The sequence below is a fragment of the Burkholderia sp. BE17 genome, from assembly GCF_009362305.1.
Lineage (GTDB): Bacteria > Pseudomonadota > Gammaproteobacteria > Burkholderiales > Burkholderiaceae > Burkholderia > Burkholderia pyrrocinia_C.
Genome location: NZ_WHNU01000055.1, coordinates 1 through 14,379, shown reverse-complemented (window position 1 = coordinate 14,379; position 14,379 = coordinate 1). Strand labels below are relative to the sequence as shown.

14 protein-coding genes and 1 pseudogene are annotated in these 14,379 nt (G+C 67.8%); 9 read left to right on the top strand and 6 right to left on the bottom strand.

The annotated features are described in order from the left end of the window. Positions 1–239: 239 nt before the first annotated feature. From GD429_RS34925 to GD429_RS34910, 4 genes are all read right to left on the bottom strand, one after another. Positions 240–1,547, bottom strand: a complete 1,308-nt coding sequence (locus GD429_RS34925; RefSeq protein ID WP_152864083.1) for an MFS transporter — start codon at positions 1,545–1,547, stop codon at positions 240–242. Positions 1,548–1,736: 189 nt separating this feature from the next. After that, positions 1,737–2,048 carry a high-potential iron-sulfur protein gene (locus tag GD429_RS34920; RefSeq protein WP_014895772.1) on the bottom strand — a complete coding sequence of 104 codons (312 nt, stop codon included), beginning with the start codon at positions 2,046–2,048 and terminating at the stop codon, positions 1,737–1,739. Positions 2,049–2,188: 140 nt separating this feature from the next. After that, positions 2,189–3,298, bottom strand: coding sequence for an NAD(P)/FAD-dependent oxidoreductase (locus GD429_RS34915; protein ID WP_152864081.1), 1,110 nt, complete (start codon positions 3,296–3,298; stop codon positions 2,189–2,191). Positions 3,299–3,443: 145 nt separating this feature from the next. Beyond that, a complete protein-coding gene (locus tag GD429_RS34910; protein WP_152864079.1) occupies positions 3,444–4,424 on the bottom strand; it encodes an AAA family ATPase in 981 nt (326 codons plus the stop codon). Between the two features lie 229 nt (positions 4,425–4,653). Between GD429_RS34910 and GD429_RS34905 the strand changes: the two genes are divergently transcribed. From GD429_RS34905 to GD429_RS34865, 9 genes and pseudogenes are all read left to right on the top strand, one after another. After that, positions 4,654–5,373: a nitroreductase gene (locus GD429_RS34905; protein WP_152864077.1), complete on the top strand. Its 720-nt coding sequence runs from the start codon at positions 4,654–4,656 to the stop codon at positions 5,371–5,373. 146 nt (positions 5,374–5,519) lie between these two features. Next, positions 5,520–6,008 (top strand): hypothetical protein, encoded by a 489-nt coding sequence (locus GD429_RS34900; protein WP_152864075.1) that lies wholly within the window; start codon positions 5,520–5,522, stop codon positions 6,006–6,008. Positions 6,009–6,013: 5 nt separating this feature from the next. Then, the gene (locus GD429_RS34895; protein WP_152864073.1) at positions 6,014–6,829 is read left to right on the top strand and encodes an endonuclease/exonuclease/phosphatase family protein; all 816 of its coding nucleotides are present in this window, start codon (positions 6,014–6,016) and stop codon (positions 6,827–6,829) included. A 16-nt stretch (positions 6,830–6,845) separates the two neighbouring features. Continuing rightward, positions 6,846–6,944: pseudogene (locus tag GD429_RS42180) on the top strand (LysE family translocator); the annotation flags it as partial. A gap of 228 nt (positions 6,945–7,172) precedes the next feature. Continuing rightward, positions 7,173–7,943 carry a ferredoxin--NADP reductase gene (locus tag GD429_RS34885; RefSeq protein ID WP_034179295.1) on the top strand — a complete coding sequence of 257 codons (771 nt, stop codon included), beginning with the start codon at positions 7,173–7,175 and terminating at the stop codon, positions 7,941–7,943. A gap of 416 nt (positions 7,944–8,359) precedes the next feature. Next, positions 8,360–9,175 carry a quorum system sensor histidine kinase RqpS gene (gene rqpS, locus GD429_RS34880; RefSeq protein ID WP_152864071.1) on the top strand — a complete coding sequence of 272 codons (816 nt, stop codon included), beginning with the start codon at positions 8,360–8,362 and terminating at the stop codon, positions 9,173–9,175. 7 nt (positions 9,176–9,182) lie between these two features. After that, positions 9,183–9,839 carry a response regulator transcription factor RqpR gene (gene rqpR / locus GD429_RS34875; protein WP_152864069.1) on the top strand — a complete coding sequence of 219 codons (657 nt, stop codon included), beginning with the start codon at positions 9,183–9,185 and terminating at the stop codon, positions 9,837–9,839. A gap of 236 nt (positions 9,840–10,075) precedes the next feature. Then, positions 10,076–11,482, top strand: coding sequence for an amino acid permease (locus GD429_RS34870; RefSeq protein WP_152864067.1), 1,407 nt, complete (start codon positions 10,076–10,078; stop codon positions 11,480–11,482). A 304-nt stretch (positions 11,483–11,786) separates the two neighbouring features. Then, on the top strand, positions 11,787–12,812 hold the full coding sequence (locus GD429_RS34865) for an XdhC family protein (RefSeq protein ID WP_152864165.1): 1,026 nt from the start codon (positions 11,787–11,789) through the stop codon (positions 12,810–12,812). A gap of 97 nt (positions 12,813–12,909) precedes the next feature. On the opposite strand, the gene GD429_RS34860 is transcribed toward GD429_RS34865, so the two are convergent. Both GD429_RS34860 and GD429_RS34855 read right to left on the bottom strand, forming a co-directional pair. Then, positions 12,910–13,644, bottom strand: coding sequence for a PepSY-associated TM helix domain-containing protein (locus GD429_RS34860; protein WP_258280888.1), 735 nt, complete (start codon positions 13,642–13,644; stop codon positions 12,910–12,912). Positions 13,645–13,922: 278 nt separating this feature from the next. Then, positions 13,923–14,240, bottom strand: a complete 318-nt coding sequence (locus GD429_RS34855) for an EscU/YscU/HrcU family type III secretion system export apparatus switch protein (RefSeq protein ID WP_321575095.1) — start codon at positions 14,238–14,240, stop codon at positions 13,923–13,925. Between the last annotated feature and the right edge of the window lie 139 nt (positions 14,241–14,379).

Below are 14,379 nucleotides of genomic sequence, written 5' to 3'. Positions count from 1 at the left end.
AACAAGCTGGAGAAAAAACTCTTCTATATGCCCCGCCGGGTTTGTGCCAATGTTTAGTGTGGGTAAAAAATGCGAAAACGCGCGCGAACGACAGTTCCGTGCATCCCGCGCATGTTTCGTTCGACAACTAAACAATTCGGGTGCGAACGCGAAGGGCCGGCGCGCCGTTTCCCGCGATTGGCCGCACATCATTGCGTTTTGCGAAACGATTCGATGACAGTCTTCGCACTGTCATGCTGTCATGCCGGCGCGTCGAGATCGGCGCTGCGCGCGGGCACGAACGCGACCGCGACGATCGACAGCGCGAGCCCGGCCATCACATAGTAGGTCGGCGCCAGCGGCGAACCCGTGACCTTGATCAGCCACGTGACGATGAACTGCCCGAAGCCGCCGAACAGCATCACCGCGACGTTGTACGCGATCGACAGCCCGGTCGAGCGCACGTTGGCCGGGAACAGCTCGGCGATCATCGCGCCGAACGGCCCGTAATAGCCGGCGAGCGTCACCGACAGCACGGCCTGCACCGCGATCAGCCGCCCGATGCTCGGCGCCGCGTCGAGCCACGCGAACAGCGGATACATCAGCACGAGCGTCAGCACGAGCGACCACAGCGACAGCCCCTTGCGGCCGATGCGGTCCGACCACGCGCCCGCGACCGGCGACAGCACCATCAGCAGCAGGTTGCCGACGATCACCGCGTAGAACGATTCCGAGTACGGCAGCTTCAGCTGCTTCACCGCGAAGGTCGGCAGATAGCTGATCAGCACGTAGATCGTCACCGTCAGCGCGATCACCGAGCCGAGCCCGCACAGCACCTCGCGCGGGTGGCGCGTGAACACTTCGCCGAGCGTCGCGCGGCGCGCGCTCTGCTGCGCATGCAGGAACGCTTCGGAATCGGCGAGATGGCGGCGGATATAGAAGCCGATCGGGCCGATCACGAGCCCGAGGATGAACGGCACGCGCCAGCCCCAGCTGCGCAGCGCGTCGTGCGACAGCCCGCGCGTGATGGCCGCGCCGACGAGCGCGCCGATCAGCAGCGCGGCCGCCTGGCTCGCCATCTGCCAGCTGCCGTAGAAACCGCGTTTCGAGAACGGCGCGGCCTCGATCAGCAGCGCCGTCGCGCTGCCGAATTCGCCGCCGGCGGAGAAGCCCTGCAGCAGGCGGCCGAGCACGATCAGGAGCGGGCCGCCGATGCCGATCGCCGCATAGGGCGGCGCGATCGCGAGCAGGAAGATGCCGGCCGTCATCAGCAGGATCACGAGCGACAGCGCGGCCTTGCGGCCGGCTCGGTCCGCGTACAGCCCGAACACGATGCCGCCGATCGGGCGCATGAAGAACGCGACGCCGAACGTCGCGGTGGTCAGGAGCAGCGACGAGTATTCGCTGGAGGTCGGGAAGAACAGCTCGGCGATCACGACCGTCATGAAGCCGAACACCGTGAAGTCGTACCACTCGAGCGCATTGCCGATCACGGCGGCCACGACCGCGCGCCGGTTCAGCGCACGCTCGGGCCTGATCGTCTTCGTTGAATTCGCAATCGTCGCCATGCGTGCCTCATCCTCGTGAATTCGCCATGTCGGGCGGCGCGGCGCGTGGTGTGCCGCGCCGCGCTGGTTTGCAGCGAGTGTAGAAAGCGACGGAACCGTTTTCAAGCAATAAAAACGCCCGCCGTCTTTCGACGGCGGGCGTTTTGCGGTTTTCGCCACATTGCGGCATCGCACGATGCCGCACGGGCCTCAACCCATCTTCGAGAATGCGCTGCACCAGCCCTTCGCCGACACCTGCTTGCCGGGGAAGGCGCCGCACGGGCCCGAAGCGGAACCCTTCTTGCCCTGGTACAGCATGCAGGCCGCGCAATCCTGGCCCGCTGCGTATTTCGGGTACTTCGTCTTGTCGACCTTCGTGGCATCGGCCTTGTAGCCGAGCGCCACCGCGGTCGGATCGGTTTCCGACAGCATCGGCGCATCGGCCAGCGCTTCACGCGACAGCGCCAGCGCGGACACGACGCCAACGCTCGAAATCAGGAAACTCCGACGGGATGTTTTCATGGGGGACTCGCTCCAACGTTATCGGTTTGAAAGCTGTTCTGGCGACAGCCGTTCGACAGAATAACTGCCAAGCGAATAAATGTGCGCGCCGAAATGCCGGAGATAAGGGATTTCACACGGCCCGCGCGTGCGCGCTCGCGTCAACCGTAAGCGGCCATGTCGCCGACACGCTGCGCGAGTGCGAGCGACGCGGTGAGCCCCGGCGACTCGATGCCGAACAGGTTCACGAGCCCGCGCACGCCATGCTGCGCGGCGCCCTGCACGATGAAATCGGCCGGCGGCTCGCCGGGCCCCGAGACCTTCGGCCGGATGCCCGCGTACGCAGGCTGCAGCGCGCCGTCGGGAAGATCCGGCCAGTACGCGCGGATCGACGCGTAGAACGCGCCCGCGCGCGCCGGATCGACTTCGTAGCGCAGCGAATCGCACCATTCGACGTCCGGGCCGAAGCGCGCCTGCCCGGCGAGGTCGAGCGTCAGGTGCACGCCGAGCCCCGCGCGGTCGGGCATCGGGTAGACGAGATGCGAGAACGGCGCGCGGCCCGACAGGCTGAAATAATTGCCGCGCGCGAGATAGAGCTGCGGCACCCAGCGCGGGTCGAGGCCGCGCGTGCGGCGCGCCAGCGCCTGCGCACCGAGGCCCGCGCTGTTGATCACGCAGGCGGCCTCGATTTCGGTCGGCGCATCGCCGCCCGTGCGCACGACGAAGCGCCCGCCGCGCAGCACGTCGATCGACTCGACCGGGGAATTCAACGCGCACACGGCGCCGTCGCGCTCCGCATCGCCGAGCAGCGCGAGCATCAACTGGTGGCTGTCGACGATGCCGGTGGATGGCGAGAACAGCGCCGCGGCGCATTCGAGCGCGGGCTCGAGCGTCTGCGCCTCGACGCGCGTGAGCGGCAGCAGGTCGAGCACGCCGTTTTCGGCCGCGCGCGCGGCGATCGCCTTCAACTGCTTCACCTGCGTGGCGCTCGTCGCAACCAGTAGCTTGCCCGTGCGCCGGTGCGGCACGTGATGCGTGTCGCAGAATTCGTACAACAGATCGCGACCGCGCACGCACGACATCGCCTTCAGCGAACCGCGCGGATAGTAGAGCCCCGCGTGGATCACTTCGCTGTTGCGCGAGCTCGTGCCCGTGCCGATCGCATCGGCCGCCTCGAGCACGAGCGTTTCCCGCCCGCGCGCGGCCAGTTCGCGTGCAATCGCAAGGCCGATGACGCCCGCGCCGATCACAACACAATCCATCTGCTCCATGACGTTTCGCGCCGCTAACGCGTCGAGGGGAGAGAAGAGAATTGTACGTCCCGGTTCGCAAGCCTGCCGAAAGCATGTGTGCCGCGTCGCGACGACACTGCGCACGACGCGGCGCGCACCCCTCGGCCGTGCGCGCGCCGCCGGTTCAGAAGCCGATCGGCCTGCGCTTCGCGGCACCCTCGTCCGCGCGGATGTCGTGCGGCGCGATCGCGTCGCGACCGTCGAGCCGCGCGGCGCCGAATGCATGCAGCAGCGCGCGGCGCATCGTGCGCGGCGGCGTCGCGGCCAGCACGTCGAGCGCGTCGTCGCCGAGCGTGTCGGGGAAGCGCCGCCCCCACGCGTGCGACGTGCGGATCTCGTCGTAGATCGTCTGCGCGATCCGGCGCGCACCGGCCGCATCGGGCGGCGCGATCTCGTACACGTTCATCCGGTTGAGCAGCGGCTCCGGGATCGCCTGCGCTTCGTTCGCGGTCGCGACCCAGATCACGTTGCCCGCATCGATCGGCACTTCCGCGAATTCGTCGACGAACGCGCGCGCCGTGTCGTGCTCGAGCAACGCATACAGCGCGCCGAGCGGATCGTATTGCGCATCGCTGCCGGCCTTGTCGATCTCGTCGACCGCGATCACCGGGTTCGCATAGCTGCCGTTCACGAGCGCGTCGAACACCTTGCCGGGTTTCGCGTTCTTCCATTGCGACGACGCACCCGACAGGATCCAGCCGGCCGTCAGCGAACTCATCGGCACGTAGTGGTATGCGGTGCCGAGCAGTTGCGCGAGCGCCTTCGCGAAATGCGTCTTGCCGATGCCGGGCGGCCCGAGCAGCAGGATCGGCATCAGTTCGAGCCGGTCGTCCGTTTCGAGACACAGCGCGACCTGCTTGCGCACGTCGTCGAGCGGTTCGACGAAATTGGGCAGTGCATCGCCGAGCGCGTCGAACGACGGCATCCGGTTCGGCTTCACGCAAAAGCGCAGATTCCCCGTCTTGAGCATCCTTTCGTAGGTGGCGCGCAATGCATCGCTCGCGCTCTCGTTCAGGTCGCTCAGCGCCGTCTCGACCTGCTCGAGGTCGTACACCGTGCTGAAGGACGCCACCGCCAGTTCCTGTTTCACCATCGCCGTCGTCATACCAACCTCGCTGCCGCTTGCTGTCACACCACCATCAGACCCTTACGATTTCAGTGTAGCGGGCCCGTATCCGCGCGCAAGCAAGCAGCCGTGCGAGTCTGCTGCTAACACCCGGCGTGCGCTGCACGGCTGCGCGGCGCGGCGTATGATCGTCGGTTCACCCACCCGCCCCAAGGCTTCGCCGACGGCGCCTACGCGGCGCGTCGCGCCCCGTCCCGAAGGTATGCCGATGTCCGTCCCCACTGCTTCCCCGCGCGTCGATGCCGATGCGATCGGCGCCGTCGACGCGGCGCTCACGTCGCGCCGCGCGATCCGCGCGTTCCTGCCGACGCCCGTGCCGCGCGACACGCTCGAGGCGATCCTCGAAGCAGCGAGCCGCGCGCCGTCGGGCACCAACATCCAGCCGTGGCGCGTGTACGTCGCGACGGGCGCCACGCGCGATGCGCTCGCCGCCGCGCTGACCGCGGCCCACGACGATCCCGCGCGCGACGAGAAATATGTGGCCGAGTACGACTACTACCCGCGCGAATGGGTATCGCCGTATCTCGACCGGCGCCGCAAGGTCGGCTGGGACCTGTACGGGCTGTTGAACATCGGCCGCGACGAGAAGGCGCGCATGCACGCGCAGCACGCGCGCAATTTCCGTTTCTTCGATGCGCCCGTTGCGCTGTTCTTCACGCTCGATCGCGTGATGACGCACGGTGCGTGGCTCGATTGCGGGATGTTCCTGCAGGGCGTGATGACGGCCGCGCGCGCACGCGGGCTCGATACCTGTCCGCAGGCCGCGTTCGTGCCGTTTCACCGGATCGTCGCCGAACACCTCGGCATTCCCGCCAACGAACAATTCGTCTGCGGCATGTCGCTCGGCCACGCGGACCCCGACGCGATCGAGAACCGCCTCGTCACCGAACGCGCGCCCGTCGCCGAATTCGCGCGCTTTTTCGCTTGAAAACGCGTGACGCGCACCTACCTTTCGGACAGGACGGTATCGCGCAGCGAACCTGCCGCGGCGCGTCCTGTCACATCACGATCGAAATCGATCGGGCGTAAGATGTGCGTCCATTCCCCGCTATTCCGCGTTTCCGGAGACGTTTCATGCTGAAACACGGCCTGGCCGTCCTGCTCGCGAGCATCGCGCTCGCCGCCCATGCGCAGAGCCCCGCACCGGCCTCCGTCGCGTGGGAGATCCAGGTGGTGCGCGACGGTCAGACGATCGACACGTTCCAGCAGCGCACCACCGTGGGTCAGACCCGCACCGATACCCATCGTTATCCGTCCGCCGTGCCGGTCGGCTGCGGCAATGCCGCGCGCGTCGTGCCGACCGAGCGCTCGCGCTCGGTGACGGTCGCGCCGCTCACCGTCGACGCCAGCGCGAATACGGTGTCGCTCGCGCTCGACGTGCAGGAAACGCTCGACGACGAAAACGCGACGCGCGGCGATCCGTGCGTGCCCGCGTCGCCGCGGCAGATCGTCGCGAGCCACCCCGGCCTGTCGGTCGGCAGCGACGCGTGGACCGACTGGACGCTCGTCGAGCAGCACCCGCACCTCGTGTACCGCGTGCGCGCGCACGTCGCGAAGGACTGAGCGTCATGTCCGCAGACGCCCTGTCCCTGCCGTTCGCCGAACCGCACGCCGCCCCCGACGAAATCACCGCGGTCAGCTGGAACCTGCACAAGGGCCGCTCGCCGCTCGGCTTCACCGCATGGAACGCGATGCGCAACTGGATGCAGTCGACGCACGCCGACGTGTATTTCCTGCAGGAAGCGATGGCGCGCCGCATGCCGCGCCCCGTGCTCGCGCCCGGCTTCGGCGCGCCGATGGACGACGCGGTCGACGACGTATGGCACTGCCAGGCCACCGAGATCGCGCATGCGCTCGACTGGCAGATCGCGCTCGGGCCGAACGTGTTCAAGCCGTCGTGGCGGCACGGCAACGCGATCCTGTCGCCGCATCCGCTCGATCTCGGCGGCCGCTGGGACATCTCCGCGCACCGCTTCGAACGGCGCGGGCTGCTCGTCGCGCGCGCGACGCTCGCGGGCGCGCGCCCGGTCACGCTGCTGTGCGCGCACCTCGCGCTCACGCGCGCCGCGCGGCTGCGCCAGATGCACTGGATCGCGCACTGGATCGTGCGCAACGCGGGCGACGGCCCGCTGATGCTCGCCGGCGACTTCAACGACTGGCGCAACGATTCGGTCGCGCTGTTCGGCGAGATCGGCATGTCCGAGGTCGCGACGCTGCTCGGCGAATCGGGGCGCACGTTCCCCGCGTTCTCGCCGGCGCTCGCGCTCGACAAGATGTTCGTGCGCGGCCTGACGCCGCTCGAATGGCGCGCGCCGTCCGGCGAGGCCGCGTGGCTGTCGGACCACCTGCCGTACATCGCGCGCCTGCGCCTCGATCCGCAATAACGACGCAATCACGATCCGCGGCAAGCGCGGCTACCGGCGCGTGCGGCGCCCGCTCGACGCGCCGTGCGGCGTCGCGCCCGTCGGCCTCGGCGCGAAACTCGCGGCCGATCGATGAAAGTTTATCGAAAGCATTCGTTGCGCCAAATCCGCGCGGCCACGCGGGTCAAGCCCGCGATCAGCGCCAACAGGGTAAAATAACCAGTTCGTCAATCGTCTGTCATCGAGAGGGCGCGTGTCCGACGCGCCGGCCGGCCGATCCGCGATCGGGCCGTCGCACTCGGTTTTTTTTGCCCGTTTTTGGGCCCGTTACACGCGTTCGCCACGCGCGTCCGTTTTCAAAGCCATGAGCAAATACGACACCGCCACCGTCCAATCCGTCCACCACTGGACCGACACGCTTTTCAGCTTCACCTGCACCCGTGAGGCGAGCCTGCGCTTCAACAACGGCGAATTCACGATGGTCGGCCTCGAGGTCGACGGCAAGCCGCTCGCGCGCGCCTACTCGATCGTCAGCCCGAACTACGAAGAGCACCTCGAATTCTTCAGCATCAAGGTGCAGAACGGCCCGCTGACGTCGCGCCTGCAGCACCTGAAGGTGGGCGATACCGTGCTGATCGGCAAGAAGCCGACGGGCACGCTGGTCGCCGACAACCTGCTGCCGGGCAAGACGCTGTGGATGCTGTCGACGGGCACGGGCCTCGCGCCGTTCATGTCGATCATCCGCGATCCGGACATCTACGACCGCTTCGACAAGGTGATCCTCACGCACACGTGCCGCCTGAAGGGCGAGCTCGCGTACATGGACTACATCAAGCACGACCTGCCGGGCCACGAGTACCTGGGCGACATCATCAAGGAAAAGCTCGTCTACTACCCGACGGTCACGCGCGAAGCGTTCGACAACGAAGGCCGGATCACCGACCTGATCGCGACGGGCAAGCTGTTCACCGATCTCGACGTCCCGCCGTTCTCGCCGGAAAACGACCGCGTGATGCTGTGCGGCAGCACCGCGATGCTGAAGGACACGACCGACCTGCTGAAGCAGGCCGGCCTCGTCGAAGGCAAGAACAGCGCGCCGGGCCACTACGTGATCGAGCGCGCATTCGTCGACTGATCCGCCCCCGAAATTTGCGCGCTATCAAGAACCGGAGTGAAAGCTCCGGTTTTTTTTCGTCCGCACTTGGCGAATTCGTAACAAACTGGGACCATCTCATCTCAAATAGTTACATTTCGATACGTCATCGTCCGGTGCTTGGGTGTCAGTGTTTTTCCTACAACAGCTTCATCCGGATTGTTCACATTTACCCTTAAATGTCCGCCCGACATGACCTTTTCGGAATTTTTGAGATATTATTCGGCGCGCGTGGATGCCATTCGGATACGTGTTGAAGGGTCGGATGCAAGTGTTACAAAACGTAACTTTTGTTACCTCGGCATGGGACGATTCCCTGGCGGCGACCGTCATCGAAACGGCAGCCCTTCCACGCAGCCAGCCGGTGCCTGAACCGCTTTCTGACAGCAGGGAGAGTCATGGATACGTTGCTTAACGCGCCCTCGGGCGCCCACGCCCCGTTCCCGTCGCGGCAGCTCGTGCATGGCTGCGCCGCTACTCCGCCCATTGCCGAAGCCGCGTCGACACGCGACGCCTGCGCTGCGCGCATCGCCGCGCTGTCCGCCCAACTGCTTGCCGCCGACGAAGCCGCGCGCCGCCACCTGGCCGGCGAGCTGCACGACGGGCTCGGCGCCGAACTCACCGCCGCGCGTTTCGCGCTCGCAAACGTTCAAACGTGGCTGCCGGCCGATGCGCCGGACGGCTGCCTGCGCGCGCTGGAGCTGGCCCAGCAGGCGCTCGACGCCGCGACCGACGCGAATCGCCGGCTGATCGACGAGCGCGATACGCCGGCGCTCGACGCGGGCATGGTCGGCGCGCTGTCGTCGTGGGTCGACAGCCATGCGACGCGCACGGGCCTGCGCACCAGCTTCGTGTGCGCGGCCGACGCGCGCCTGACGCAGATCGCCGGCGCCAGCGCGCTCGCGGTGTTCCGCGTCGCGCAGGAAGCGCTGTCGAACGTCGCGAAACATGCCCGCGCGTCGTCGATCGACGTGCGGATCGTCACCGACGGCACGCATCTGTCACTGATTGTCGCCGACGATGGGAGAGGTTTTGCCCGTAGCCGCCGCACCGGCTACGGCCTCGCCGGCATGCGCGCACGCTGCGAAGCATTCGGCGGCAGCTTCGAGACGGCCACGCCGGAAACCGGCCACGGCACGCGCGTCACCGCGCGCTTCGCGTGGCATTCGCTGCTCGCGATGCCCGCCGCGGCACGCCGCGCGTCGCTTTCGTGAGGTCGGCATGAGCCTGAACATCCTGCTCGTGGACGATCACGCGATCGTCCGGCAAGGGATCCGCCAATTGCTGATCGACCGCGGCATCGCGCGCGACGTCACCGAGGCCGAGACCGGCGGCGACGCGATGGCTGCCGTCGACCGGCAGGAATTCGACGTGATCCTGCTCGACATCTCGCTGCCGGACACGAACGGCATCGAGGTGCTCAAGCGCCTCAAGCGCAAGCTGTCGCGCACGCCCGTGCTGATGTTCTCGATGTACCGCGAGGACCAGTACGCGGTGCGCGCGCTGAAGGCCGGCGCCGCCGGCTACCTGTCGAAGACGGTCAACGCCGCGCAGATGATCGGCGCGATCCAGCAGGTCGCGGCCGGCCGCAAATACGTGAGCCCCGCGATGGCCGAGGCGCTCGCCGAATACGTGTCGTTCGAGAACGAGCCGCTGCCGCACGAGAAGCTGTCCGACCGCGAATACCAGACGCTCTGCATGCTCGCGTCGGGCAAGCGGCTCACCGACATCGCAAACACGCTGTCGCTGTCCGTGAAGACGGTGAGCGTGTACCGGTCGCGGCTGCTCGAGAAGATGCGGCTGTCGAACAACGCCGAGCTCACGTTCTACGTGATGAGCAACCGGCTCGTCGACATGTCGCCCACGGCCGGCGCCTGATCCGCCTGACTCGCCCCGATCCGCCCGATACATCAGATTTGTACGATTCAACGGCGCGGCGCACGCCGCGGCGCGCTCGACCGCCGCCCATTTTCGCGCGCAAGCGCTTGTTTTATCGGACGATTCCGCAAAGCGCCGCTGCGCCGCAGCAGGTCTTGTTCGCCAAATCGGCTAAAATTGCGGGTTTTCACTCAGTCAGCGCCGCCGCGCTCGCGCGCACTGGCAATTCATCCGCAATGTCCCTCTTCCGCAAGAAAAACGTCGATCGCATGATCGCCGGCGCGCACGCCGCCGGGCTCAAGAAAGCGCTCGGCGCGATCGACCTCACCTTCCTCGGCATCGGCGCGATCATCGGCACCGGCATCTTCGTGCTGACCGGCACCGGCGCCGTGCAGGCCGGCCCCGCACTGATGCTGTCGTTCGTGATCGCCGCGATCGCATGCGGCCTCGCGGCGCTGTCGTACGCGGAATTCGCGTCGACGATCCCCGTCGCCGGCTCGATCTACACGTATTCGTACGCGACGCTCGGCGAGCTCGCCGCATGGATCATCGGCTGGGACCTGATGCTCGAGTACGGCCTCGCGGCATCGGCCGTGTCGGTCGGCTGGTCGGGCTACCTGCAGTCGCTGCTGCAGGGCTTCGGGCTGTCGCTGCCGGCCGTGCTGACGGCGGCACCCGGCGCGGTGCCGGGCGTCGTCACGTGGTTCAACCTGCCCGCGTTCCTCGTGATGCTCGTGATCACGACGCTGCTGTCGATCGGCATCCGCGAGTCGACCCGCATCAACAACATCATGGTGTTCATCAAGGTGTCGGTCGTGCTGCTCGTGATCGCGGTCGGCGTGTTCCACGTGACACCCGCGAACTGGAAGCCGTTCATGCCGCACGGCTGGAACGGCGTGTTCGGTGCGGCGGCCGTGATGTTCTTCGCGTTCATCGGCTTCGACGCGGTGTCGTCGGCGGCCGAGGAAGTGAAGAATCCGAAACGCGACCTGCCGATCGGCATCATCGCGTCGCTCGCGGTGTGCGCGGTGCTGTACGTGACGGTCGCCGCGGTCGCGACCGGCATCGTGCCGTCGGCCCAATACGCGAACATCTCGCATCCGATCTCGTACGCGCTGCAGGCCGCCGGCGAGAACTGGGTCGCGGGCTTCATCGATCTCGGCGCCGTGCTCGGCATGCTGACCGTGATCCTCGTGATGAGCTACGGCCAGACCCGCGTGATCTTCGCGATGTCGCGCGACGGGCTGCTGCCGGCCACGCTGTCGCGCGTGCATCCGCGCTACGCGACGCCGTTCCTGACGACCTGGCTCGTCGGCCTGTTCTTCGGGCTGATCGCCGCGCTCGTGCCGCTCAACGTGCTCGCCGAGCTGATCAACATCGGCACGCTCGCGGCGTTCTCGATGGTGTCGATCGCGGTGCTCGTGCTGCGCCGCACGCACCCCGACCTGCCGCGCGCATTCCGCTGCCCGGGCGTGCCCGTGGTGCCGATCCTCGCGGTCGCGTCGTGCCTGTTCCTGATGCTGAACCTGCAGCCCGTCACGTGGGCCGCGTTCGGCATCTGGCTCGTGATCGGCCTCGTGATCTACTTCCTGTACTCGCGCCACCACTCGAAGCTCGCGCACGGTCACCACGACACGCACTGACCTCCGCCGCCGCCGCGCACGCCGCGCGCAGCGCCGCGACACCGCACCGGGCCGTAACCGGCCCCGTGCGGCAACCGCCTCCCCACCCGAATCGGCCACCAGCGCACCTGCCCCGCAGCAGGACACGCGCCGCCGCACCGTTCCCGCGCTCGATCGCTGTCCGATCGTCGCGATCTCTTGCCCGATCCTCCGGATTTGCGCGCACGAATTGCACGCTGCCTGCACGCGTGCGCCGGGCGGTTCATAATCCCGCCATCGAACGACGGCCCGGACCGGCGGGCCGCCCAGCAACAGGAAACAGATGATGGAAAGCGTCGATCTCGATGTGCTGAAATCCAGCGCGCGCTGGCTCGAAGAAGGGCGCCGCGTACTGCTCGTGACGGTCGTGAAGACGTGGGGCTCGTCGCCGCGCCCCGAAGGCGCGATGCTCGCGGTGCGCGAGGACGGGCTCGTGGTCGGCTCCGTGTCCGGCGGCTGCATCGAGGACGACCTGATCGCCCGTGTGCACGCAAGCGGGATCGCGGCCGACGCGCGCCCGGAAGCGCTCAAGTACGGCGTGACGGCCGAGGAAGCGCACCGCTTCGGGCTGCCGTGCGGCGGCACGATCCAGCTCGTGCTGGAGCCGCTCACGCGCGACAGCGGGATTTCCGCGCTGTGCGCGGAAGTCGAGGCCGGCCGCCTCGTCACGCGCACGATGACGCTCGCGACCGGCCGCGCGTCGCTGTCGCCCGCGCAGGCGACCGACGGGCTCGCGTTCGACGGCGAGCGGCTCGTGACGATCCACGGGCCGCGCTACCGGATGCTCGTGATCGGCGCCGGCCAGTTGTCGCGCTATCTATGCCAGATCGCGGTCGGGCTCGACTACCAGGTGACGGTGTGCGATCCGCGCGAGGAATACACGGACGCGTGGGACGTGCCGGGCACGCGTGTCGTGCGCACGATGCCCGACGATACGGTGCTCGACATGAAGCTCGATGCGCGTTCGGCCGTGATCGCGCTCACGCACGATCCGAAGCTCGACGATCTCGCGCTGATGGAGGCGCTGAAGACCCCCGCGTTCTACGTCGGCGCGCTCGGCTCGCGGCGCAACAACGCGGCGCGGCGCGAGCGGCTGCGCGAGTTCGACCTGAACGAAGCGGAACTGGGCCGGCTGCACGGGCCGGCCGGCATCTACATCGGCAGCCGGACGCCGCCGGAGATCGCGATCTCGATCCTCGCCGAGATCACCGCCGCGAAGAACAACGTGTCGCTGCCGACGATCCTGCAGGTCGAGGGCGCAAAGGCCGCGCGAGAAATCGCGGCGAACAGCGGCGCGGCCTGCGGCTTCTGAGCCAGGCCGGCCAATCGCTTCGGCCGTGCCGGATGCGCGGACGAAGCGGACGAAGCGGACGAAGCGGCTCGCGGCGGCAGGCCGGCGCGAGCGCCGATCAGGTCAGGCCGGCGGCGAGCGCCGCGGCGACCGAACCGACCACCAGCACGACGCCGACCGTGCGGCGCTTGTTCAGCTCGGTCCACAGCAGCACACCCGTCAACGACAGCAGGATCAGCGAGCCCGCGATCGTGTCCATCAGCAGCACCCAGCCGAGGTTCATCCCGACGCCGCGATGCAGGTTGTTCAGCGTCGTCAGGAACGTGTTGTCCGTGCGCTTCACCGACACATAGCCGTTGCCGACCCAGTATTCGGCCTGCAGGTTCCGGTGCGGGCCGAACAGGCCGAACTGCCAGTGCTCGGGCTGCATCACACGCTGATCGCCCCATGCGACGGCCTGCGCGGGCTCCTTGCGGATGCGGCCGGGCCGGCCGTCGAAGTGCAGTTCCTGCTGCAGCCATGTCGTCATCGCGGCGGGCGTCTTCGGCACCGGATCGGGCAGCGCGATCTGCATCTGCTCGACCTGCGGCTCGCCGGTCGAAATCTTCAGCGGCGGCGCGCGGTGGTTCAGCACCACGCCCGTCACGCCGAACAGCAGCCCGAGCACCGCACCCCACAGCCCGACCCAGCCGTGCACCTTGCGCAGCCACTTGATGAAGGTCGCGCGGCGCGAGCGCTGGCGGCGCGCGGCCAGTTCGTCGTCGGTCAGCGGGCGGGCCGCCGGGTGCAGCACGGTGACGCCCGCGCGCGGCATCCCCGCCTTGGGAGAGTCGATCGTTTCGGGCGCGTTCACGCGAAAGTATCCATTCGTTCAAAACAACGGGCGGTGCGCAGAGAATGCGCGCCGCCCGGTCAACATGAAAATGAGAATGGATATCATTACATAAATCGAATTCCGGCTCAATCCGTCCGGCTCGTCCGGATACGCAGCAGCGGGCTCGATGCGCGAGGGAATGCGGACGAAGCGCGCACGTTGGATCACAATGGCGATCGATAAACGACAAATGCCGGCCGAATGAGCTTGCCAGGCCGAGACAGCGTTTCGCCAGAAGCCGCGCGCCGCCGCGCCGTTCAGCGCAGCGGTGGCAACGGAAAGCGCGGCGCGGCGTCGTCCGGCGCGGGCTCGGTGCTGTCGAGCGCGTACAGCCACGCGAGCAGATCCGCGACGGCCTGGTAGAGCTGCGGTGGAATCCGGTCGTCGAGGTCGACCTGCATCAGCAGCGACACCATCTCCGGCGCGGTATGCACGTACAGCCCCGCATCGTGCGCGCGCGCGACGATCATCTCGGCGAGCACGCCGTAGCCCTTCGCGACCACGCGCGGCGCCGCATCGCCGCCTTTCGCGTCGTAGACGAGCGCGGCCGCGCGCTTGCGGGACGTCATGCTCACTGCGGCACCTCGTCGTCGGCGCCGGGCACGCGCGTGCCCGGCCCGCCGGCCGCACCGTGCGCATACGCAGCGGCGGCAGCCTGCGCGGCAAACAGGTCGAAACCGTCCGGCCCGTCGTCGACCGCGCGGATCGACAGCC

Bases quoted from the DNA above. Each gene is read 5' to 3' on its own strand.
- GD429_RS34905 (WP_152864077.1), top strand. From the start codon at position 4,654: ATGTCCGTCCCCACTGCTTCCCCGCGCGTCGATGCCGATGCGATCGGC.
- GD429_RS34885 (WP_034179295.1), top strand. From the start codon at position 7,173: ATGAGCAAATACGACACCGCCACCGTCCAATCCGTCCACCACTGGACC.
- GD429_RS34920 (WP_014895772.1), bottom strand. From the start codon at position 2,048: ATGAAAACATCCCGTCGGAGTTTCCTGATTTCGAGCGTTGGCGTCGTG.
- GD429_RS34895 (WP_152864073.1), top strand. From the start codon at position 6,014: ATGTCCGCAGACGCCCTGTCCCTGCCGTTCGCCGAACCGCACGCCGCC.
- GD429_RS34900 (WP_152864075.1), top strand. From the start codon at position 5,520: ATGCTGAAACACGGCCTGGCCGTCCTGCTCGCGAGCATCGCGCTCGCC.
- GD429_RS34910 (WP_152864079.1), bottom strand. From the start codon at position 4,424: ATGACGACGGCGATGGTGAAACAGGAACTGGCGGTGGCGTCCTTCAGC.
- GD429_RS34925 (WP_152864083.1), bottom strand. From the start codon at position 1,547: ATGGCGACGATTGCGAATTCAACGAAGACGATCAGGCCCGAGCGTGCG.
- GD429_RS34915 (WP_152864081.1), bottom strand. From the start codon at position 3,298: ATGGAGCAGATGGATTGTGTTGTGATCGGCGCGGGCGTCATCGGCCTT.
- GD429_RS34870 (WP_152864067.1), top strand. From the start codon at position 10,076: ATGTCCCTCTTCCGCAAGAAAAACGTCGATCGCATGATCGCCGGCGCG.
- rqpR (WP_152864069.1), top strand. From the start codon at position 9,183: ATGAGCCTGAACATCCTGCTCGTGGACGATCACGCGATCGTCCGGCAA.
- GD429_RS34865 (WP_152864165.1), top strand. From the start codon at position 11,787: ATGGAAAGCGTCGATCTCGATGTGCTGAAATCCAGCGCGCGCTGGCTC.
- rqpS (WP_152864071.1), top strand. From the start codon at position 8,360: ATGGATACGTTGCTTAACGCGCCCTCGGGCGCCCACGCCCCGTTCCCG.